Genomic DNA, 22,491 nt, shown 5'->3' with positions numbered 1-22,491 from the left:
CATCGCCTATCTGCCGGAGGCCACGGGGACCAACCCGGCGGCCTTCGACCTGTTCACCGACCTGGCGTGGGAGCCCGGCCCGGTCGACCAGCGGACCGGAGGGCCTCACGGCTCTCCGGAACCCGCCGGTAACGTTTCTGCTGGGCCTGGGCCCGGTACGACGGCTGCGGACTAGCGGACTAGATGTCCTCGTGCGCCACCGCGCGGCGCGCGTCCGCGTCCAGCACGCCCCAGCTGATCAGCTGCTCGGTCAGCACCGAGGGGGACTGGTCGTAGATGACGGCGAGGGTGCGCAGGTCGTCCTGGCGGATCGAGAGCACCTTGCCGTTGTAGTCGCCGCGCTGGCTCTGGATGGTCGCCGCGTAACGCTGCAGCGGGCCGGCCTTCTCAGCGGGGACGTGGGCCAGGCGCTCCAGGTCGAGGCGCAGCTTCGGCGGCGGCTCGGCCGCGCCGCCGGGGGTCGTGCCCGGCAGGAGCTCCTGCACCGGGACCCCGTAGAAGTCCGCCAGCTCGGCGAGGCGCTGGACGGTCACGGCGCGGTCTCCGCGCTCGTAGGAACCGACCACCACGGCCTTCCAACGGCCCTGGGACTTCTCCTCGACACCGTGGAGGGAAAGGCCCTGCTGGGTGCGGATGGCACGGAGCTTGGCCCCGAGCTGCTTGGCGTATTCGCTGGACATAACGCTCCCGGACGCTGTGACGCTTTGACGACATGGACACTGTGACGAATGGACCACGTGCGGCTCCGCCGCGCGGCTGGTAACTCACTGTGAGGTTACGCAGCGTTACTTGGATGCGTCAAGCCGAATGGTCTCCAACCCCCACGTAAGAGGGCTCCCGGGCTGCCCCGATGCGGGCCCGCGGGACGACCCCTGGTACCGTGGAGCAGGTACATCAGACGTCCTTTAAGGTCCGTCCCGTGAGGCGGAGAAGGAGGTCCTTTTCATGGACACTCAGCAGTCCGGTGTCATGCGCCCCGTTCTCGAAGCGCAGGACATCTCGCGGGTCCTGACCCGCATCGCCCACGAAATCGTCGAACGCGCCAAGGGCGCCGACGACGTGGTCCTCCTCGGCATCCCCACCCGCGGTGTGTACCTGGCCCGCCGGCTGGCGGCCAAGCTCCAGGAGATCACCGGATCCAAGATCCCGGTCGGTTCCCTCGACATCACCATGTACCGCGACGACCTGCGGATGAAGCCGGCCCGCGCCATCGGCCGCACCGAGATTCCCGGCGACGACATCGACGGCCGCCTGGTCGTCCTCGTCGACGACGTTCTCTTCTCCGGCCGCACCATCCGCGCCGCCCTCGACGCCCTCGGCGACATCGGCCGGCCCCGTGCCGTGCAGCTCGCCGTCCTCGTCGACCGCGGCCACCGCGAACTCCCGATCCGCGCCGACTACATCGGCAAGAACCTCCCCACGTCGCTGCGGGAGAACGTCCAGGTCCAGCTCCAGGAGGAGGACGGCCGGGACGCCGTACTGCTCGGCCAGCGGACCGACCGGGCAACGGCGAACTAGCTCCTGCGCGCGACGGGCCCCGAGCGGGTCCGCGCCGCGCTCAGCCCTGCCCCAGCACCGCCGCACCGCCCCCCCCCGGCCAGTCCGCCTGGCCACCCTCCCCGACTTACGGAGTACCCGGATGAAGCGCCACCTCATCTCGGCCGCCGACCTCACCCGCGACGACGCCGTCCTCATCCTCGACACCGCCGAGGAGATGGCCCGCGTCGCGGACCGGCCGATAAAGAAGCTGCCCACCCTGCGCGGCCGCACGATCTGCAACCTCTTCTTCGAGGACTCGACGCGCACCCGGATCTCCTTCGAGGCCGCCGAGAAGCGCCTCTCCGCCGACGTCATCAACTTCGCGGCCAAGGGCTCCAGCGTCTCCAAGGGCGAGTCCCTCAAGGACACCGCGCAGACCCTGGAAGCCATGGGCGTCGACGCCGTGGTCATCCGGCACCACGCCTCCGGCGCCCCCTACCGGCTCGCGACCTCCGGCTGGATCGACGCCCCCGTCATCAACGCCGGCGACGGCACCCACGAGCACCCCACCCAGGCCCTGCTCGACGCCTTCACCATGCGCCGCCGCCTGGTCGGCAAGGACGCCGGGCTCGGCAAGGACCTCGACGGCCGCCGGATCACCGTCGTCGGCGACGTCCTGCACAGCCGGGTCGCCCGCTCCAACGTCCACCTGCTGCACACCCTCGGCGCCCAGGTCACCCTCGTGGCCCCGCCGACCCTGGTGCCGGTCGGCGTCGAGGCCTGGCCCTGCGAGATCTCGTACAGCCTGGACGCGGTCCTGCCGAAGTCCGACGCGGTCATGATGCTGCGCGTGCAGCGCGAGCGGATGAACGCCGCCTTCTTCCCGACCGAGCGCGAGTACTCCCGCCGCTACGGGCTGGACGGCGCCCGCATGGCGCGGATGCCCGAGCACGCCATCGTGATGCACCCCGGCCCGATGGTCCGCGGCATGGAGATCACCGCGGAGGTCGCCGACTCCGACCGCTGCACGGTCGTCGAGCAGGTCGCCAACGGCGTCTCGATCCGCATGGCCGTCCTGTACCTGCTGCTCGGAGGCTCCGAGCCCGCCGTCACCACCAGCTCCACCGCTTCCCGCACCGAGGAGAACAAGTAACCATGAGCAAGATCCTGATTCGTGGCGCGAAGGTACTCGGTGGCGAGGCGCAGGACGTCCTGATCGACGGCGAGACCATCGCCGCCGTCGGCGCGGACCTGGACGCCGGTGACGCGACCGTCATCGAGGCAGCCGGCCGGATCCTCCTCCCCGGCCTCGTCGACCTCCACACCCACCTGCGCGAGCCCGGCCGCGAGGACTCCGAGACCGTCCTCACCGGCACCCGCGCCGCAGCCTCCGGCGGCTACACCGCCGTCTTCGCCATGGCCAACACCTTCCCCGTCGCCGACACCGCCGGAGTCGTCGAGCAGGTATGGCGCCTGGGCAAGGAGTCCGGCTACTGCGACGTGCAGCCCATCGGCGCCGTCACCGTCGGCCTGGAGGGCAAGAAGCTCGCCGAGCTGGGCGCCATGCACGAGTCCGCCGCCCGCGTCACCGTCTTCTCCGACGACGGCAAGTGCGTGGACGACGCCGTGATCATGCGCCGCGCCCTGGAGTACGTGAAGGCCTTCGGCGGAGTCGTCGCCCAGCACGCCCAGGAGCCCCGCCTCACGGAGGGCGCCCAGATGAACGAGGGCGTCGTCTCCGCCGAACTGGGCCTCGGCGGCTGGCCGGCCGTCGCCGAAGAGTCGGTCATCGCCCGCGACGTGCTCCTCGCCGAGCACGTCGGCTCCCGCGTGCACATCTGCCACCTCTCCACGGCCGGCTCCGTCGAGATCGTCCGCTGGGCCAAGTCCCGCGGCATCGACGTCACCGCCGAGGTCACCCCCCACCACCTGCTCCTCACCGACGAGCTCGTGCGCTCGTACAACCCGGTCTACAAGGTGAACCCGCCGCTGCGCACGGAGGCCGACGTCATGGCCCTGCGCGAGGCGCTCGCCGACGGCACGATCGACATCGTCGCCACCGACCACGCCCCGCACCCGCACGAGGACAAGGACTGCGAGTGGGCCGCCGCCGCCATGGGCATGGTGGGCCTGGAGACCGCGCTCGCCGTCGTCCAGCAGACGATGGTGGAGACCGGCCTGCTCGACTGGGCGGGCGTCGCCGAGCGGATGTCCTTCGCGCCGGCGCGCATCGGCGGCCTTCCGCATCACGGACGCCCCGTCTCGGCAGGTGAACCCGCGAACCTGACCTTGGTCGATACCTCGTACCGTGGTGTCGTGGACCCCGCACACTTCGCCTCCCGCAGCCGCAACACGCCTTACGAAGGCCGTGAGCTGCCGGGTCGCGTCACTCACACCTTCCTGCGGGGCCGGGCAACGGTCGTGGACGGGACGCTGGCGTGACACCTGCAGTAATCCAACTGGCCGCCGAGGCCGAACGGCAGTCGGCGGAGGTGACGGACTGGGGCGCCCGCATCGCGTGGGTGGCCGGTCTGCTCGTCTTCATCGCCTTCGTCTACTGGCTGATGCGGCAGGGCTGGAAATGGCGCGGCACCCTGCAGAGCGATCTGCCGGAGCTGCCCACCGCCCCCGGCGGCCTCCCCGCACACCGGCTGGCGCTGACCGGCCGGTACCACGGGTCCACCACCGCCGGGCAGTGGCTCGACCGGATCGTCGCCCACGGCCTGGGCGTCCGCAGCCGGGTCGAGCTCACGCTCACCGACGCGGGCCTCGACGTGGTCCGTCCGGGTGCCACCGACTTCTTCGTACCGGCCGCGCGACTGCGCGGCGCCCGCCTCGACAAGGGAATCGCGGGCAAGGTACTCACCGAGGGCGGTCTGCTCGTCGTCACCTGGGCGCACGGTGACAAGGAGATCGACTCCGGATTCCGCTCCGACCGCGCGGCCGAACACGCCGCCTGGGTCGAAGCAATCAACTCCATGAACCACTCGCACACGACGGAAGGCGCCGAACGATGACGACCTCCACCAGGGGAGCAGCCAAAGCTCCCGCCGTACTCGTCCTGGAGGACGGCCGGATCTTCCGCGGCCGCGCCTACGGCGCTGTGGGGGAGACCTTCGGCGAGGCCGTGTTCTCCACCGGGATGACCGGGTACCAGGAGACCCTCACCGACCCGTCGTACCACCGGCAGGTCGTCGTGATGACCGCCCCGCACGTGGGCAACACGGGCGTCAACGACGAGGACCCCGAATCCTCCCGCATCTGGGTCGCGGGATACGTCGTACGCGACCCCGCACGGATCCCCTCGAACTGGCGCTCGCAGCGCTCGCTCGACGAGGAGCTCGTCAAGCAGGGCGTCGTCGGGATCTCCGGTGTCGACACCCGGGCCCTGACCCGCCACCTGCGCGAGCGCGGCGCCATGCGCGTCGGCATCTTCTCGGGCGCCTCGATCGCCGACGACGCGGCTCTGCTGGCCCGCGTCCAGGAAGCCCCGCAGATGAAGGGCGCCAACCTCTCCGCCGAGGTCGCCACCAAGGAGGCGTACGTCGTCCCCGCCATCGGTGAGAAGAAGTTCACCGTGGCCGCCGTGGACCTCGGCATCAAGGGCATGACCCCGCACCGGATGGCCGAGCGCGGCATCGAGGTCCACGTCCTGCCCGCCACCGCCACCGTCGAGGACGTCTACGCGGTCAACCCCGACGGCGTGTTCTTCTCCAACGGCCCGGGCGACCCGGCCACCGCCGACGGCCCCGTCGCCGTCATGCAGGGCGTCCTCGCGCGCAAGACCCCGCTCTTCGGCATCTGCTTCGGCAACCAGATCCTGGGCCGCGCGCTCGGCTTCGGCACCTACAAGCTGAAGTACGGCCACCGCGGCATCAACCAGCCGGTCCAGGACCGCACCACCGGCAAGGTCGAGGTCACCGCGCACAACCACGGCTTCGCCGTGGACGCGCCCCTCGACAAGGTCTCGGACACCGCCTACGGGCGCGCCGAGGTCTCGCACGTCTGCCTGAACGACCAGGTCGTCGAAGGCCTCCAGCTGCTCGACCAGCCGGCCTTCTCCGTCCAGTACCACCCCGAGGCGGCCGCCGGCCCGCACGACGCCGCGTACCTCTTCGACCGTTTCGTATCGCTGATGGAGGCCGAGCGTGCCTAAGCGCACCGATATCCAGTCCGTCCTGGTCATCGGCTCCGGCCCGATCGTCATCGGACAGGCAGCCGAGTTCGACTACTCCGGCACCCAGGCCTGCCGCATCCTCAAGGCCGAGGGCCTGCGGGTCATCCTGGTGAACTCCAACCCCGCCACGATCATGACCGACCCGGAGATCGCCGACGCCACGTACGTCGAGCCGATCACCCCGGAATTCGTCGAGAAGATCATCGCGAAGGAGCGCCCCGACGCGCTGCTCCCGACCCTCGGCGGCCAGACCGCGCTCAACACCGCGATCTCCATGCACGAACAGGGCGTGCTCGAGAAGTACAACGTCGAGCTCATCGGCGCCAACGTCGAGGCCATCAACAAGGGCGAGGACCGCGAGCTCTTCAAGGGCGTCGTCGAGGCCGTCAAGGCCAAGATCGGCTACGGCGAGTCCGCCCGCTCGGTCATCTGCCACACGATGGACGACGTCATCCAGGGCGTCGACACCCTCGGCGGCTACCCCGTCGTCGTGCGCCCCTCCTTCACCATGGGCGGCGCCGGCTCCGGCTTCGCCCACGACGAGGACGAGCTGCGCCGCATCGCCGGCCAGGGCCTCACGCTCTCCCCGACCACCGAGGTGCTCCTGGAGGAGTCCATCCTCGGCTGGAAGGAGTACGAGCTGGAGCTGATGCGCGACACCAAGGACAACGTCGTCGTCGTCTGCTCCATCGAGAACTTCGACCCGATGGGCGTCCACACCGGCGACTCGATCACCGTCGCCCCGGCCATGACGCTCACCGACCGCGAGTACCAGCGGCTGCGCGACATCGGCATCGCGATCATCCGCGAGGTCGGCGTCGACACCGGCGGCTGCAACATCCAGTTCGCCATCGACCCGGTCGACGGCCGCGTCATCGTCATCGAGATGAACCCGCGCGTCTCGCGCTCCTCGGCGCTCGCGTCGAAGGCCACCGGCTTCCCGATCGCCAAGATCGCCGCCAAGCTGGCCATCGGCTACACGCTCGACGAGGTCCCCAACGACATCACCGAGAAGACCCCGGCCTCCTTCGAGCCGTCCCTCGACTACGTCGTCGTCAAGGCCCCGCGCTTCGCCTTCGAGAAGTTCCCCCACGCCGACGCCACCCTCACCACCACCATGAAGTCGGTGGGCGAGGCCATGGCCATCGGCCGCAACTTCACCGAGGCCCTCCAGAAGGCCCTGCGCTCCCTGGAGAAGAAGGGCTCGCAGTTCACCTTCGTCGGCCCCCTCGGCGACAAGGAAGAGCTCCTCGCCACCGCGGTCCGCCCGACCGACGGCCGCATCAACACCGTCATGCAGGCCATCCGCGCGGGCGCCACCCAGGAAGAGGTCTTCGAGTCCACGAAGATCGACCCCTGGTTCGTCGACCAGCTCTTCCTCATCAAGGAGATCGCGGACGAGCTGGCCGCCGCCGACAAGCTCCACCCCGAGCTCCTCGCCGAAGCGAAGCGCCACGGCTTCTCCGACTCCCAGATCGCCGAGATCCGCGGCCTGCGCGAGGACGTCGTCCGCGAGGTCCGCCACGCGCTGGGCGTCCGCCCGGTCTACAAGACGGTCGACACCTGCGCCGCCGAGTTCGCCGCGAAGACCCCGTACTTCTACTCCTCGTACGACGAGGAGTCCGAGGTCGCCCCCCGCGAGAAGCCCGCGGTCATCATCCTGGGCTCCGGCCCGAACCGCATCGGCCAGGGCATCGAGTTCGACTACTCCTGCGTCCACGCCTCCTTCGCCCTCAGCGACGCCGGCTACGAGACCGTGATGGTCAACTGCAACCCGGAGACCGTCTCCACGGACTACGACACCTCCGACCGCCTGTACTTCGAGCCGCTGACGCTCGAAGACGTGCTGGAGATCGTCCACGCCGAGTCGCTGGCCGGCCCCATCGCCGGCGTCATCGTCCAGCTCGGCGGCCAGACCCCCCTGGGCCTCGCCCAGGCCCTCAAGGACAACGGCGTCCCCGTCGTCGGCACCCCGCCGGAGGCCATCCACGCCGCCGAGGACCGCGGCGCCTTCGGCCAGGTCCTCGCCGACGCCGGCCTGCCCGCCCCCAAGCACGGCACCGCCACCACCTTCGCCGGCGCCAAGGCCATCGCCGACGAGATCGGCTACCCCGTCCTCGTACGCCCCTCGTACGTGCTCGGCGGCCGCGGCATGGAGATCGTCTACGACGAAGAGCGACTGTCCTCGTACATCGCCGAGTCCACCGAGATCTCCCCGACCCGCCCGGTCCTCGTCGACCGCTTCCTCGACGACGCCATCGAGATCGACGTCGACGCCCTCTACGACGGCACCGAGCTCTACCTCGGCGGCGTCATGGAGCACATCGAGGAGGCCGGCATCCACTCCGGCGACTCGGCCTGCGCCCTGCCCCCGATCACCCTCGGCGGCTACGACATCAAGCGGCTGCGCGCCTCCACCGAGGCCATCGCCAAGGGCGTCGGCGTCCGCGGCCTGATCAACATCCAGTTCGCGATGGCGGGCGACATCCTCTACGTCCTCGAGGCCAACCCGCGCGCCTCCCGGACCGTCCCCTTCACCTCGAAGGCGACCGCCGTCCCGCTCGCGAAGGCCGCCGCCCGCATCTCGCTCGGCACCACCATCGCCGAACTGCGCGAAGAGGGCATGCTCCCGAAGACCGGCGACGGCGGCACCCTGCCGCTCGACGCGCCGATCTCCGTCAAGGAGGCCGTCATGCCGTGGTCGCGCTTCCGCGACATCCACGGCCGCGGCGTCGACACCGTCCTCGGCCCCGAGATGCGCTCCACCGGCGAGGTCATGGGCATCGACTCCGTCTTCGGCACCGCGTACGCCAAGTCGCAGGCCGGCGCCTACGGCCCGCTGCCCACCAAGGGCCGCGCGTTCATCTCCGTCGCCAACCGCGACAAGCGATCGATGATCTTCCCGGCGCGCGAGCTCGTCGCCCACGGCTTCGAACTGCTCGCCACCTCCGGCACCGCGGAGGTGCTGCGCCGCAACGGCATCAACGCCACCGTCGTGCGCAAGCTCAGCGAGGGCGAGGGCCCGAACGGCGAGAAGACCGTCGTCCAGCTCATCCACGACGGCCAGGTCGACCTGATCGTCAACACCCCGTACGGCACCGGCGGCCGCCTCGACGGCTACGAGATCCGCACCGCCGCCGTGGCGCGCAGCGTCCCGTGCCTCACCACGGTCCAGGCGCTCGCCGCGGCCGTCCAGGGCATCGACGCGCTCAACCGCGGCGACGTGGGCGTCCGCTCGCTCCAGGAGCACGCGGAGCACCTGATCGCGGCCCGCGACTAGCAGCCCGACCCGGGGAGGGGGACATCTGATGCGCGACGCGCGACGGATGTCCCCCTCTTCATGAGCGCAGGAGAGATCTTCTTCCCATGTACAAACTCTTCTTCAACCTGGTCTTCAAGCGGATGGACCCCGAGGAGGCCCACTACGCGGCCTTCCGCTGGATCCGCCTCACGGCCCGCACGCCGGTGCTGCGCACCTTCGTCGCCGCCGCCCTGGCCCCCCGCTACGAGGCCCTGCGCACCGAGACCCTGGGCCTGCGGATGCACGGCCCCTTCGGGCTCGCCGCCGGCTTCGACAAGAACGCCGTGGCCATCGACGGGATGTCGATGCTCGGCTTCGACCACATCGAGATCGGCACCGTCACGGCCGAGGCCCAGCCGGGCAACCCGAAGAAGCGGCTGTTCCGGCTGGTCCCGGACCGCGCGCTGATCAACCGCATGGGCTTCAACAACGAGGGCTCGGCGGCCGTCGCCGCGCGCCTGGCCGCCCGCAGCGCCGCCCTCGGCGCACGGCGCGGCAGGACGGTCGTCGGCGTCAACATCGGCAAGACCAAGACCGTCCCCGAGGAAGAGGCGGTCGCGGACTACGTCACCTCCACCGAGCGCCTCGCCCGCCACGCCGACTACCTCGTCGTCAACGTCTCCTCGCCGAACACGCCGGGCCTGCGCAACCTCCAGGCCACCGAGTCGCTGCGCCCGCTGCTGACGGCCGTCCGCGAGGCCGCCGACCGCGCCGTGGCCGACCGCCGGGTCCCGCTGCTGGTCAAGATCGCTCCGGACCTCGCCGACGAGGACGTGGACGCGGTGGCCGACCTCGCGCTGGAGCTCGGCCTGGACGGCATCATCGCCACCAACACCACGATCGCCCGGGAAGGCCTGGGCCTGAAGTCCTCCCCCTCCCTGGTCAAGGAGACCGGGGGCCTGTCCGGCGCCCCCGTCAAGGAGCGCTCCCTGGAGGTCCTGCGCCGCCTCTACGCGCGCGTGGGGGACCGTCTGGTGCTCGTCGGCGTCGGCGGCATCGAGAACGCCGAGGACGCCTGGCAGCGGATCCTGGCGGGCGCGACCCTGATCCAGGGCTACAGCGCCTTCATCTACGAGGGCCCGTTCTACGCCCGCGCCATCCACAAGGGCCTCGCCGCGCGCCTGGCCGCCAGCCCGTACGCGACGCTCGCCGAAGCGGTGGGCGCCGAAAACCGAAAGGCCGCACTGTGACCTCTGCCCCCGTGATCCCCTTCGGTACGCGGCTGCGCGCGGCGATGGACGCCCGCGGACCGCTGTGCGTGGGCATCGACCCGCACGCGGCCCTGCTGGACTCCTGGGGCCTGGACGACGACGTGGCCGGCCTGGAGAAGTTCTCCCGCACGGTGGTCGAGGCCCTGGCGGACTCGGTCGCGGTCTTCAAGCCGCAGGCCGCCTTCTTCGAGCGGTTCGGATCGAAGGGCGTCGCCGTCCTGGAGCGTACGGTCGCGGACGCCCGCGCGGCGGGCACGCTGGTCGTCATGGACGCCAAGCGCGGCGACATCGGCTCGACCATGGCCGCGTACGCGGAGACCTTCCTGTCGCCGTCCTCGCCGCTCTTCTCCGACGCGCTCACCGTCTCCCCGTACCTGGGCTACGGCTCCCTCGCCCCGGCGATCGACCTGGCCCGCGCCTCCGGGGCGGGCCTGTTCGTCCTGGCCCTGACCTCGAACCCGGAGGGCGCGGAGGTCCAGCGGGCGGTGCGGTCGGACGGCCTCTCGATCGGCGCGACGATGCTGGGGCACCTGGCGGCGGAGAACGCGGGGGCCTCCCCGATGGGCTCCTTCGGAGCCGTCGTGGGCGCGACCCTCGGAGACCTGTCCTCCTTCGACCTGGACATCAACGGGCCGCTGCTGGCCCCCGGCATCGGCGCGCAGGGCGCGGCGGCGGCGGACCTCCCGGCGGTCTTCGGCGCGGCCGTCCGCAACGTCGTCCCGAACGTGTCGCGGGGCGTACTGCGGCACGGCCCGGACGCCGGTGCGCTGCGGGCCTCGGCCCGCGCCTTCGCGGAGGAGATCCGCGAGGCCGTCTCCGTCTGACGGCCCGGCGCCGCGCGCGGCCCCGTCACCGGGACGGGGCCGGTACCTGCCCGAGGACCCGGATATGTCGACATGTCGGCACGGCCCGTTCGGTGATCCGTCCGCGGCGGCGAGGGGCCCGGAGGGCCGCGTTCGGCACTCGGCGGGCGCGAACCGGAGCGTTCGAGGACGCCATCGGCCGAGCTCATCGCACTGTCTGACGAAATTCGAACGTCTTTCACCGGACAAAACAGGGGTACTTTGTCCGTGATGTACGGTTCAGTGGAGGCTGACCAGGACTTTTCGTCCGTTCTCGCTGACTGGAGCGGTCATGGCCGCTAGTCTCCGACCAGAGTGAACGAACAGCGATCGAGCACCACTGCTGTTCGGGCGCTTCCCTGGTGTGGTGCCTTCCGGCTCCGCACTGGTCCGTATCCGACAGTTCGACATCCGAGGTGACGTAGGCGTGGCTCTTCCGCCCCTTACCCCTGAACAGCGCGCAGCAGCGCTCGAAAAGGCCGCCGCGGCTCGCCGGGAGCGGGCCGAGGTGAAGAATCGACTCAAGCATTCCGGCGCCTCCCTCCAAGACGTCATCAAGACGGGCCAGGAGAATGACGTCATCGGCAAGATGAAGGTCTCCGCACTCCTGGAGTCCCTGCCTGGCGTGGGCAAGGTGCGCGCCAAGCAGATCATGGAGCGCCTCGGCATCTCCGAGTCCCGGCGTGTTCGAGGTCTCGGTTCCAACCAGATCGCTTCCCTGGAGCGTGAGTTCGGCACTCCTGCCGGCTAGAGCGTTGCCTGACGGTCCCCCGGCGTTCTCAAGCAGTCCCGAGAAGCTGGATAATCGGTCTATGGCAGCAGAGGTTCGTCCGCGGCTGACCGTGCTCTCCGGCCCTTCGGGGGTCGGCAAGAGCACGGTCGTCGCGCATATGCGCAAGGTCCACCCCGAGGTCTGGCTCTCGGTGTCGGCCACCACCCGCAAGCCGCGGCCCGGTGAGCGACACGGAATCCACTACTTCTTCGTCAACGACGACGAGTTCGACAAGCTGATCGCCAACGGCGAGCTGCTGGAGTGGGCCGAATTCGCGGGCAACCGCTACGGCACACCGCGCGGCGCAGTGCTGGAACGCCTGGAGAACGGCGAGCCGGTCCTGCTGGAGATCGATCTCCAGGGCGCGCGACTCGTCCGCGAGTCGCTGGCGGAGGCGCAGCTGGTCTTCCTGGCGCCTCCGAGCTGGGACGAGCTGGTCCGCCGGCTCACCGGCCGGGGTACCGAATCGGCAGAGGTCATCGAGCGTCGGCTCGCCAGCGCCAAGATCGAACTGGCTGCCGAGCCCGAGTTCGACACCACCCTGGTCAACACCTCGGTCGAGGACGTGGCGCGCGAGCTGCTAGCCTTGATGAATGTTGTTTGATCGTTGATCGATGTTTCAGTCGATCGGTGTTCGTCCAACGTTCCGATCTTTCAACCCATCTTCGGAAGGTAGAGCGTGTCCTCTTCCATCACCGCGCCCGAGGGCATCATCAACCCGCCGATCGACGAGCTGCTCGAGGCCACGGACTCGAAGTACAGCCTCGTGATCTACGCGGCCAAGCGTGCGCGTCAGATCAACGCGTACTACTCGCAGCTCGGTGAGGGCCTGCTCGAGTACGTCGGCCCGCTGGTGGACACCCACGTCCACGAGAAGCCGCTTTCGATCGCGCTGCGCGAGATCAACGCGGGTCTGCTGACCGCCGAGGCCATCGAGGCCCCGGCTCAGTAAGGCGCGAGTTCTCCTTTCACCACAGGCCCGGCAGAACATCTGCCGGGCCTGTGGTGTGTCATAGGTGTCATCAGGTGTGCGTACGGGGACCAGCCGAAGGGGCGTGTGTGGTGGGTAAGCCGAAGGTCGTACTCGGAGTCAGTGGCGGGATCGCCGCTTACAAGGCGTGCGAGCTCCTGCGCCGGCTGACCGAATCCGGACACGACGTGCGCGTGGTGCCGACGGCGTCGTCCTTGAACTTCGTCGGCGAGGCCACCTGGGCCGCCCTCTCCGGTCATCCGGCCTCCACCGAGGTCTGGGAGTCCGTCCACGAAGTGCCGCACGTGCGCATCGGCCAGACCGCCGACCTCGTCGTCGTCGCCCCGGCCACCGCCGACATGCTGGCCAAGGCCGCCCACGGGCTCGCCGACGACCTGCTCACCAACACCCTGCTCACCGCGCGCTGCCCCGTCGTGTTCGCACCCGCGATGCACACCGAGATGTGGGAGCACCCGGCCACCCAGGAGAACGTCGCCACGCTGCGCCGCCGCGGCGCCGTGGTCATCGAGCCCGCCGTCGGGCGGCTCACCGGCAAGGACACCGGCAAGGGGCGGCTGCCCGATCCCGAGGAGATCTTCGAGGTCTGCCGCGGGGTCCTGGCGCGCGGGGCGGCCGAGCCCGACCTCGCCGGCCGGCACGTGGTGGTCAGCGCGGGCGGTACCCGTGAGCCGCTGGACCCGGTCCGCTTCCTCGGCAACCGCTCCTCCGGCAAGCAGGGCTACGCCCTGGCCCGCACCGCCGTCGCGCGGGGGGCCAGGGTCACCCTGATCTCCGCGAACGCCGCCCTGGCCGACCCGGCCGGGGTGGACGTCGTACGGGTCGGGACCGCCCTGCAGCTGCGCGAGGCGGTGGTCAAGGCCGCCGCGGACGCCGACGCCGTGGTGATGGCGGCGGCCGTGGCGGACTTCCGGCCGTCCGCCTACGCGAGCGGGAAGATCAAGAAGAAGGACGGGCAGGAGCCGGCGCCGGTGGCCCTCGTACGCAATCCGGACGTTCTCGCCGAGATTTCCGCCGACCGCGCCCGGGAGGGCCAGGTCGTCGTGGGGTTCGCGGCGGAGACGGACGACGTGCTCGCCAACGGCCGCGCCAAACTCCTCCGCAAGGGGTGTGATCTCCTCGTCGTGAACGAGGTCGGGGAGACCAAGACCTTCGGTTCGGAGGAGAACGAAGCGGTGGTTCTGGCCTCCGACGGAACCGAGACGGCCGTGCCCTACGGTCCGAAGGAAGCACTCGCCGAGGTCATTTGGGATCACGTCGTCCTGCGCATCGCGCCGCGACGCGCCTGAGCGGCGGCTCTTTCCGCAGGCATCTCTTTACGTCAGAATGGAGTGCCGCAGGTCACACGCCTCCCACAGGGCGAGACAGGTGGTCCCGTGCACGGTGGCGACCGATAAACTGCATTCGGAACGTGATCGGGCGCAGCCTCCGATGTGGTTCCGCCCATGATCAGCCAGCAGCCGCTGCAACCCCAGGGAGCGTTGTGTCCCGTCGCTTGTTCACCTCGGAGTCCGTGACCGAGGGTCACCCCGACAAGATCGCTGACCAGATCAGCGACACCATCCTCGACGCGCTCCTCACCGAGGACCCCACTTCGCGCGTGGCCGTGGAGACCCTGATCACCACCGGTCTCGTCCACATCGCCGGCGAGGTGACGACGAAGGCGTACGCGCCGATCGCGCAGCTCGTCCGCGACAAGATCCTCGAGATCGGTTACGACTCCTCGAAGAAGGGCTTCGACGGCGCCTCCTGCGGCGTGTCGGTGTCGATCGGCGCGCAGTCCCCGGACATCGCGCAGGGCGTCGACACCGCGTACGAGAAGCGGGTCGAGGGCGACGAAGACGAGCTCGACAAGCAGGGCGCAGGCGACCAGGGCCTGATGTTCGGCTACGCGTGCGACGAGACCCCGGAGCTGATGCCGCTCCCGATCCACATCGCGCACCGCCTCTCCAAGCGGCTGTCCGAGGTCCGCAAGAACGGGACCATCCCGTACCTGCGGCCCGACGGCAAGACCCAGGTCACCATCGAGTACGACGGCGACAAGGCCGTGCGCCTGGACACGGTCGTCGTGTCCTCGCAGCACGCGGCGGACATCGACCTGGACTCGCTGCTCGCCCCGGACATCCGCGAATTCGTCGTGGAGCACGTCCTCGCGCAGCTCGTCGAGGACGGCATCAAGCTCGACACCGAGGGCTACCGCCTGCTGGTCAACCCGACCGGGCGCTTCGAGATCGGCGGCCCGATGGGCGACGCCGGCCTCACCGGCCGCAAGATCATCATCGACACCTACGGCGGCATGGCCCGCCACGGCGGCGGCGCCTTCTCCGGCAAGGACCCCTCCAAGGTCGACCGCTCCGCCGCCTACGCCATGCGCTGGGTCGCCAAGAACGTCGTCGCCGCCGGCCTCGCCTCGCGCTGTGAGGTCCAGGTCGCCTACGCCATCGGCAAGGCCGAACCCGTGGGCCTCTTCGTCGAGACCTTCGGCACCCACAAGGTGGACGTGCAGAAGATCGAGGACGCGATCGGCCAGGTCTTCGACCTGCGTCCGGCCGCGATCATCCGCGACCTCGACCTGCTCCGCCCGATCTACGCCCAGACCGCCGCCTACGGCCACTTCGGCCGCGAGCTGCCGGACTTCACCTGGGAGCGCACCGACCGCGTCGACGCCCTGCGCGCCGCCGCAGGTCTGTAAGACCCCCCGGCGGTAGTTCCGCCGTACGCGAGGCCCCGGACCCCAGCGGTCCGGGGCCTCGCGCGTGCCCGTGACACCGCAGGAGGTGCGGGCGCCGCCGCCGGGCCCGGCCGTTGTCGGTGGGGTTTGGTAAGAATGCGGGTGTGAGCAGCACCAATGACGCGGGGGAGCGGAGCGGGCCGGGCGGTCCGCCGGAGCAGCTCGCCCTGATCCGGGAGACGATCGCCGAGGCGAAGGCCAAGGCGCCCAAGGCCAAGCCGCGGACCTGGCGCGGAGCGGCCCTCGCCGAGGAACTGCCCGTCGCCCGGATCCTCGTCAACAAGGGCGTGCTCCACCTCGACCAGCTGTGGGACTACGCCGTCCCCGCCGACCTCGCCGAGACCGCGCAGCCCGGAGTCCGCGTCCGGGTCCGCTTCGGCGCCGGCTCCCACCAGGTGCACGGCGGCCGCCGCGAGGGCGGCGGACTCATCGACGGCTTCGTCGTCGAGCGCCGCGCCGAGTCCGACTACAACGGCGCGCTCGCCGCGCTCGCCCAGGTCGTCTCCTCCGAGGTCGTCCTCGGCCCCCGCATGCTCGCCCTCGCCCGCGCCGTCGCCGACCGGTACGCGGGCAGCCTCGCCGACGTGCTCCAGCTCGCGCTGCCGCCGCGCAACGCCCGCGCCGAAGCCAAACCGTCCCCCGAGCCGCTGCCGCCGCCCCCCGCGCCCGAGCCCGCCGGCTGGGAGCGGTACGCCGCGGGCCCCGGCTTCCTCAGGGCCCTGGCCGCCGGGTCCACCCCGCGTGCGGTGTGGACCGCCCTGCCCGGCCCCGGCTGGGCGGACGAGCTGGCCCGCGCCATGGCCGCGACCCTCGCCTCCGGCCGCGGCGCCCTGGCCGTGGTCCCCGACGGGCGTACCGCCTCCCGCGTGGACGCCGCCCTGACCGCCCTGCTCGGCGAGGGACGGCACGCGCTGCTCACCGCCGAGTCGGGGCCCGAGAAGCGCTACCGCCAGTGGCTCGCCGTCAGCCGGGGCTCGGTGCGGGCCGTGGTCGGCACGCGGGCCGCCATGTTCGCCCCCGTCCAGGACCTCGGCCTGGTCGCCGTCTGGGACGACGGGGACTCCAGCCACAGCGACGACCACGCCCCCTTCCCGCATGTCCGCGAGGTACTGGAACTGCGCGCGGTCACCGACGGCTGCGCCTTCCTGGCGGGCGGCACCAGCTGCACCGTGGAGGCCGCCCAGCTCGTCGAGTCGGGCTGGGCCCGCCCGCTGGCGGCCGACCGGGAGACGGTACGGAAGTACGCGCCCCGGATCCGGACCGTCGGCGACGAACTCCTGGCCCGCGACGGCGCGGCGCGGGCCGCCCGGCTGCCGAGCCTTGCGTGGGAGACCGTACGGGAGGGACTGAAGACCGGGCCCGTGCTCGTACAGGTGCCCCGGCGCGGCTACGTGCCCCGGCTGGCGTGCGAACGGTGCCGGACCCCGGCCCGCTGCACGGTCTGCGCGGGGCCCCTCGAGGCCCCCGACGAGCGGGACCTGCACTGCGGATGGTGCGGACGGCAGGAGAGCGGCTGGCACTGCGAGGAATGCGGATCCTTCCGGCTGCGGGCCCAGGTGGTCGGTGCCCGGCGCACCGCCGAGGAACTGGGGCGGGCCTTCCCGGCCGTGCCCGTACGGACCTCCGGGCGCGACCACGTCCTCGACGAGGTGCCGGACCGGCCCGCGCTGGTCGTGTGCACGCCCGGCGCCGAACCCGTCGCCACGGGCGACGGATACGCGGCCGCCCTGCTGCTGGACGGCTGGGCCATGCTGACCCGGCCGGACCTGCGGGCGGGCGAGGACGCGCTGCGGCGCTGGATCGCCGCGGCCTCGCTGGTACGGGGCGACGGGCAGGTCGTGGTGGTCGCCGAGCCCACGCTGCGCCCGGTCCAGGCGCTCGTGCGGTGGGACCCCGTCGGGCACGCGGTACGGGAACTCGCGGAGCGGGCCCAGCTGGGCTTCCCGCCGGTCTCCCGGATGGCGGCGGTCGCTGCGGGCTCCGCCGAGGCCGTCGAGGCCTTCCTGGCGGGCGCCGCACTGCCGGCGGACGCGGAGGTCCTGGGCCCGGTCCCGTTGCCGGGACGGCGCGGCGAGGCCTCGCCGGGGGAGCGGGCACTGGTCCGCGTCCCGCCGGGCAGCGGGGCCGCGCTGGCCGCGGCCCTGAAGGCGGCGCAGGCGGCCCGGCTGGCGCGGGGCGCTCCGGCGTCGGAGGCCGTCCGGGTCCGGATCGACCCGCCGGAGATCGGCTGACGGCCGGGGGCCCGGGCCCTCCGAGGGGGACCCTCGCGGCGGTGGCCGGCGCGTCGCCCGCGGGGCGGAGGAGCCCTGCCACCGGGGACGCAAGACACACCGGGGACGCAAGACGCCCCCGGCGGAGCGACCGGGTGGGTCGCGCCGTCGGGGGCGGGGTCCGTCGGGGGTCGGCGTCCCGGCGGGAACGGGTCAGCCGTTGCGCGGGCCGGGAAACGCCCCGGGCCGGGCACCTGTCACGGCCCCGGCACCTGTCACGGCCCCGGCACCTGTCGCGGCCACGGCCACAGCCCCTGCCACGGCCGCTGCCGGAGCCGCCGCCGCAGGGGCGTGCGTCTGGGTGTCCACCCGCACCGGCTGCGGCGGCACCGAGCGGGCCGCAGGGACCGTGGGCAGGGGCCCCAGGGTCCGGGTCGTCGTGCCCTCGGCCAGCGGCTCGCGCTCGACGGCCTCGGGGCTCTGCGCGCGCCGGGCACCGTAGCGCCGGTGCACGGCCTGCTTGGTGACGCCGAGCGCCGAGCCGACCGCGTCCCACGAGAAGCCGAGCGAGCGGTCGAAATCCACCGCGGCGGTGACCAGCGTCTCGACGCTGTCCCGCAGCTCCTGTGCGAGGCGGACGGTCGGCGCGGGCGCCCGGCCGTAGACGACGAAGCCCGTGGAGGGACCCGAGCGACGCGGGCGGTAGACGTTGCCGAGCTGGGCGGTGAGCGTACGCAGAGCATCCACCTGCCGGCGAACCCGCTCGATGTCCCGCACCAGCAGGTGCAGGCTGGCCCGTGCTTGGGCGTCGTGGGTGGCGTGGTCGGCCATGAAGAAGCCTCTCGAACCGGTGCTGAAGAGCGGACAGGGCCGCAGACACCGTTCTGTTTCGCGGCCCGTTTCGGTCAATCTCTCTTGACCAACGCGTCACCGGGCGGCCAGGTCACGCTATGGGGGCGTGTCGGCATATGCGAGGAGCGCGCGTGTGTGCGTACGCCCCCTCGCCGGGCCCGTGGGGTACGTCCGACGCGCAGGTGGGACCGCGGGCGGGCAGCCCATAGACTGATGCGCTGCTGACAGCCGAGATAGCGAGGTAGACCCCAGTGAAGCTCGTCTTCGCAGGCACCCCCGAGGTTGCCGTGCCCGCCCTGGACGCTCTGATCGCCTCCGGGCGGCACGAGGTCGCCGCCGTGGTCACCCGGCCCGACGCACCCGCCGGCCGAGGCCGGCGCCTCGTCGCCAGTCCCGTCGCCGAGCGCGCCGAGGAAGCCGGCATCGAGGTCCTCAAGCCCACCCGGCCGCGCGACCCGGAGTTCCAGGCCCGGCTGCGCGAGATCGATCCGGACTGCTGCCCGGTCGTCGCCTACGGCGCGCTGATCCCCAAGAGCGCCATCGAGATCCCCCGGCACGGCTGGGTCAACCTGCACTTCTCGCTGCTTCCCGCCTGGCGCGGGGCCGCGCCCGTACAGCACTCGATCATGGCGGGGGACCAGGTCACCGGAGCCTCCACCTTCCGGATCGAGGAAGGCCTCGACTCCGGGCCCGTCTACGGGATCCTGACCGAGGAGATCCGCGCCACCGACACCAGCGGCGACCTGCTGACCCGCCTCGCGTTCGCCGGCTCCGGACTGCTGGTCGCCACCATGGACGGCATCGAGGACGGCACGCTGCGCGCCGTCGAGCAGCCCGCGGACGGCATCTCGCTCGCACCGAAGATCACCGTCGAGGACGCCCGGATCGACTGGAAGGCGCCCGCGATGCGCGCCGACCGGCTGGTGCGCGGCTGCACCCCGGCGCCGGGCGCGTGGACGGTCTTCCGCGGCGAGCGGCTCAAGCTCATCTCCGTCGGCCTGGTCCCCGACCGCACGGACCTCGAGCCCGGCGAGCTGAGCGCGGGCAAGAACAACGTCCACGTCGGCACCGGCTCGCACGCGGTGGAGCTGCTGTGGGTGCAGCCGCAGGGCAAGAAGCCCATGAAGGCGGCCGACTGGGCGCGAGGCGTGCGGATCGCTCCCGGCGAGCGGCTGGGCGGCACCGACGTAGGCTGATTTCCGGAGGGCGACCCGTCGCTTCCCGAGATCCACACCTTCCACCACCTCGTTCGTCCCGCCACCACGTTCGTCGTTCTTCTCATCCCCTGGCTTTACGTAACCCCGGAGCACCTTTCACGTGAGCGAACAGCCCCCTCGTCGACCGGCCGCCACCTCGGGCAAGGGCGGCGGCAAGCCGGCCAAGACCGGCAAGCCCTACCGCAGGCCCCAGAAGGACCCCGTCCGGATGCTGGCCTTCGAGGTGCTCCGGGCGGTGGACGAACGGGACGCGTACGCGAACCTCGTGCTGCCGCCCCTTCTGAAGAAGGCCCGTCAGGACGAGAGCTTCCAGGCGCGCGACGCCGCGCTGGCTACCGAGCTCGTCTACGGGACGCTGCGCCGCCAGGGCACGTACGACGCGGTCATCAAGGCCTGCATCGACCGCCCGCTGCGCGAGGTGGACCCGCCGGTCCTGGACGTGCTCTCACTCGGCGCGCACCAGCTCCTCGGGACCCGGATCCCCACGCACGCGGCGGTGTCCGCGAGCGTGGAGCTGGCCCGGGTGGTGCTCGGCGACGGGCGCGCGAAGTTCGTGAACGCGGTCCTGCGGAAGATCGCCGCGCACGACCTGGACGGCTGGCTGGAGAAGGTCGCACCGCCGTACGAGGACGATGCCGAGGAACACCTCGCGGTCTACCACTCGCACCCCAGGTGGGTGGTCACCGCACTGTGGGACGCGCTGGGCGGCGGGCGGGCCGGCATCGAGGACCTGCTGGAGGCCGACAACGAGCGGCCCGAGGTCACCCTGGTGGCGCGGCCCGGACGGTCCACGGCGCAGGAACTGTTGGAGGCGGTCGGCGAGGACTCGGCGCTGCCGGGCCGCTGGTCCCCGTACGCCGTCCGGATGGCCGAGGGCGGCGAACCGGGAGCGCTGGAAGCGGTGCGCGAGGGGCGCGCCGGAGTCCAGGACGAGGGCAGCCAGCTCGTGGCGATGGCCCTCGCGGCCGTTCCGGTCGAGGGCCGCGACGCACGCTGGCTCGACGGCTGCGCGGGCCCCGGCGGCAAGGCCGCCCTGCTGGCGGCGCTGGCGGCCGAGCGGGGGGCGTTCCTCCTGGCCTCCGAGAAGCAGCCGCACCGGGCGAGGCTGGTCGAGCGGGCGCTCGTCGGCAACCCCGGCCCGTACCAGGTCATCACGGCGGACGGAACGCGCCCGCCGTGGCTGCCGGGGTCGTTCGACCGCGTCCTGATGGACGTGCCCTGTTCCGGGCTGGGCGCGCTGCGCCGCCGCCCGGAGGCGCGGTGGCGACGCCGGCCGGAGGACCTGGAGAACTTCGCACCGCTCCAGCGAGGTCTGCTGCGCGAGGCCCTGTCCGCGGTCCGGGTCGGCGGCATCGTGGGCTACGCCACGTGCTCGCCGCACCTGGCGGAGACCCGGGTCGTGGTGGAGGACGTCCTCAAGGGCCGCGGCGCGGGCGCCGCCCCGGTGGAGGCGGAACTGATCGACGCACGGCCGTACATGCAGGGGGTCCCGGCCCTGGGCGACGGCCCGGACGTACAGCTGTGGCCGCACTTGCACGGGACGGACGCGATGTACCTGGCGCTGATTCGGCGCACGGGGTAGGCGCTGATTCGGCGCACGGGGTAGGGGGTTGGGGGTCGGGGTGTTGCCGGGGGCTCGGGGGTGGGGTGGGCCTGGGCTGCGGTCTGTCGGGTGCGGTGACAGTTCCTGGGGGCGTCCCGGGAGTCCAGCGTCCTTCCGGTGCGGGCCGGTCCGTCAAGGGCGCTCCCTTCGGTCGCGTCGCTGCGCGATGGCCTTCGGCCACCCTTGACCGACCGGCCCGCCCCGGAACGCCACAAGACTCCCGGGATCCCCCCGGAGGGGGGATGCCCTGGGCATGTGAGGGGGAGGGGCGGCCGGATCAGGGAGGCGTCGAGCCCGGTCCCGCCGGTCAGCCAACGGTTCCGGCAGTCGGGAGTGGCCGCCTGCCCGGAGGTGGGGGGAGGCGGGACCCTCGGAAGGACGACAGGAGCACCCTCCCGGGCCCTGAGGCGCGTCAGATCGCTACACAGTCGCTCTCGGCTTAGCGGCTGCGGCCCGCCTGGGGCTGGACATAAGCCGCCCACGGCCGTCCGCGCGCACCGACCCGCCCACCCCGTGGGAGCCATGGGGGGCATGGGGGGTATTTGTCCCGGTTTGGTGGCCGGTTGGGGGTCAAACGATCACTTCTCGGGCTCTGAGGACGAAGAGACCGTCGCCAGACGACGTCAGCCGCCCCCGGACCGTTCGCGGCCTCTGATCAGCCCCTGTCGGCCCCGCAGCCGCTAAGCCGAGAGCGACTGTGTAGCGATCTGACGCGTCCGACGGACCGCCAGGCGCTTCCCGTCGACCTCTCGTGCTGCGGGTTGGCCGACGGGACCGGGCACCGGCATCCCTGATCCGGCCCTCCCTCCCCCTCACACCCCAGGGCATCCCCCCTCCGGGGGGATCCCGGGAGTCTTGTGGCATTTCGGGGTGGGCCGGTCGGTCAAGGGTGGCCGAAGGCCATCGCGCAGCGACGCGACGACGAAGGAGGAGCGCCCTTGGCGGGGCGGCCCGCACCGGAAGGACGCTGGACTCCCGGGACGCCCCCAGGAACTGTCAACGCACCCGACAGGCCGCAGCCCAGGCCCACCCCACCCCCACCCCACCCCCGCCCCACCGTCAACGCCCCCGCCCCACCCCCCTCAGGGCCCCCACCCCCCACCCCCCG

18 protein-coding genes are annotated in these 22,491 nt (G+C 71.8%); 16 read left to right on the top strand and 2 right to left on the bottom strand.

What is annotated here, in order from left to right:
• Positions 1–179: 179 nt before the first annotated feature.
• Positions 180–680, bottom strand: coding sequence for a transcriptional regulator BldD (bldD, locus tag ABZY44_RS32120; protein WP_069929708.1), 501 nt, complete (start codon positions 678–680; stop codon positions 180–182).
• A 265-nt stretch (positions 681–945) separates the two neighbouring features.
• Between bldD and pyrR the strand changes: the two genes are divergently transcribed.
• From pyrR to ABZY44_RS32050, 14 genes are all read left to right on the top strand, one after another.
• On the top strand, positions 946–1,518 hold the full coding sequence (pyrR, locus tag ABZY44_RS32115) for a bifunctional pyr operon transcriptional regulator/uracil phosphoribosyltransferase PyrR (protein WP_356660022.1): 573 nt from the start codon (positions 946–948) through the stop codon (positions 1,516–1,518).
• 121 nt (positions 1,519–1,639) lie between these two features.
• Positions 1,640–2,632 carry an aspartate carbamoyltransferase catalytic subunit gene (locus ABZY44_RS32110; protein ID WP_356660020.1) on the top strand — a complete coding sequence of 331 codons (993 nt, stop codon included), beginning with the start codon at positions 1,640–1,642 and terminating at the stop codon, positions 2,630–2,632.
• A 2-nt stretch (positions 2,633–2,634) separates the two neighbouring features.
• Positions 2,635–3,921, top strand: a complete 1,287-nt coding sequence (locus ABZY44_RS32105) for a dihydroorotase (RefSeq protein WP_356660018.1) — start codon at positions 2,635–2,637, stop codon at positions 3,919–3,921.
• Positions 3,918–4,496 carry a hypothetical protein gene (locus ABZY44_RS32100; protein WP_356660016.1) on the top strand — a complete coding sequence of 193 codons (579 nt, stop codon included), beginning with the start codon at positions 3,918–3,920 and terminating at the stop codon, positions 4,494–4,496. The genes ABZY44_RS32105 and ABZY44_RS32100 overlap by 4 nt, the downstream gene beginning before the upstream one ends.
• On the top strand, positions 4,493–5,635 hold the full coding sequence (gene carA, locus ABZY44_RS32095; RefSeq protein ID WP_356660014.1) for a glutamine-hydrolyzing carbamoyl-phosphate synthase small subunit: 1,143 nt from the start codon (positions 4,493–4,495) through the stop codon (positions 5,633–5,635). The genes ABZY44_RS32100 and carA overlap by 4 nt, the downstream gene beginning before the upstream one ends.
• Complete coding sequence (carB, locus tag ABZY44_RS32090) at positions 5,628–8,936, top strand: carbamoyl-phosphate synthase large subunit (RefSeq protein WP_356660012.1); 3,309 nt, start codon at positions 5,628–5,630, stop codon at positions 8,934–8,936. The genes carA and carB overlap by 8 nt, the downstream gene beginning before the upstream one ends.
• Before the next feature lie 86 nt (positions 8,937–9,022).
• Positions 9,023–10,147, top strand: a complete 1,125-nt coding sequence (locus tag ABZY44_RS32085; RefSeq protein WP_356660010.1) for a quinone-dependent dihydroorotate dehydrogenase — start codon at positions 9,023–9,025, stop codon at positions 10,145–10,147.
• Positions 10,144–10,992, top strand: a complete 849-nt coding sequence (gene pyrF / locus ABZY44_RS32080) for an orotidine-5'-phosphate decarboxylase (protein ID WP_356660008.1) — start codon at positions 10,144–10,146, stop codon at positions 10,990–10,992. The genes ABZY44_RS32085 and pyrF overlap by 4 nt, the downstream gene beginning before the upstream one ends.
• 445 nt (positions 10,993–11,437) lie before the next feature.
• Positions 11,438–11,761: an integration host factor gene (locus tag ABZY44_RS32075; RefSeq protein WP_112452485.1), complete on the top strand. Its 324-nt coding sequence runs from the start codon at positions 11,438–11,440 to the stop codon at positions 11,759–11,761.
• 61 nt (positions 11,762–11,822) lie between these two features.
• Positions 11,823–12,386, top strand: a complete 564-nt coding sequence (gene gmk, locus ABZY44_RS32070) for a guanylate kinase (protein ID WP_356660006.1) — start codon at positions 11,823–11,825, stop codon at positions 12,384–12,386.
• Positions 12,387–12,461: 75 nt separating this feature from the next.
• A complete protein-coding gene (gene rpoZ / locus ABZY44_RS32065; protein ID WP_215032941.1) occupies positions 12,462–12,734 on the top strand; it encodes a DNA-directed RNA polymerase subunit omega in 273 nt (90 codons plus the stop codon).
• A 110-nt stretch (positions 12,735–12,844) separates the two neighbouring features.
• Positions 12,845–14,059 carry a bifunctional phosphopantothenoylcysteine decarboxylase/phosphopantothenate--cysteine ligase CoaBC gene (gene coaBC, locus ABZY44_RS32060; RefSeq protein ID WP_356660004.1) on the top strand — a complete coding sequence of 405 codons (1,215 nt, stop codon included), beginning with the start codon at positions 12,845–12,847 and terminating at the stop codon, positions 14,057–14,059.
• A gap of 194 nt (positions 14,060–14,253) precedes the next feature.
• Positions 14,254–15,462, top strand: coding sequence for a methionine adenosyltransferase (gene metK / locus ABZY44_RS32055; protein ID WP_356660002.1), 1,209 nt, complete (start codon positions 14,254–14,256; stop codon positions 15,460–15,462).
• A gap of 143 nt (positions 15,463–15,605) precedes the next feature.
• Entirely contained in the window at positions 15,606–17,732 is a 2,127-nt protein-coding gene (locus ABZY44_RS32050) for a primosomal protein N' (protein ID WP_356660000.1), read from the top strand.
• A gap of 192 nt (positions 17,733–17,924) precedes the next feature.
• Here ABZY44_RS32050 and ABZY44_RS32045 read toward each other — a convergent pair whose 3' ends face one another.
• Complete coding sequence (locus ABZY44_RS32045; RefSeq protein WP_356659998.1) at positions 17,925–18,542, bottom strand: hypothetical protein; 618 nt, start codon at positions 18,540–18,542, stop codon at positions 17,925–17,927.
• Positions 18,543–18,814: 272 nt separating this feature from the next.
• Here ABZY44_RS32045 and fmt point away from each other — a divergent pair, with 272 nt between their 5' ends.
• Both fmt and ABZY44_RS32035 read left to right on the top strand, forming a co-directional pair.
• Positions 18,815–19,759 (top strand): methionyl-tRNA formyltransferase, encoded by a 945-nt coding sequence (gene fmt, locus ABZY44_RS32040; RefSeq protein ID WP_356659996.1) that lies wholly within the window; start codon positions 18,815–18,817, stop codon positions 19,757–19,759.
• A 121-nt stretch (positions 19,760–19,880) separates the two neighbouring features.
• Positions 19,881–21,362, top strand: coding sequence for a transcription antitermination factor NusB (locus ABZY44_RS32035; RefSeq protein ID WP_356659994.1), 1,482 nt, complete (start codon positions 19,881–19,883; stop codon positions 21,360–21,362).
• The last annotated feature ends 1,129 nt before the right edge of the window (positions 21,363–22,491 follow it).

The sequence above is a fragment of the Streptomyces sp. NPDC006544 genome, assembly GCF_040611715.1.
In the GTDB taxonomy this organism is placed as follows: domain Bacteria; phylum Actinomycetota; class Actinomycetes; order Streptomycetales; family Streptomycetaceae; genus Streptomyces.
Note: the sequence above shows the minus strand (reverse complement) of the source record. Positions and strands in the feature narration are given on the sequence as shown.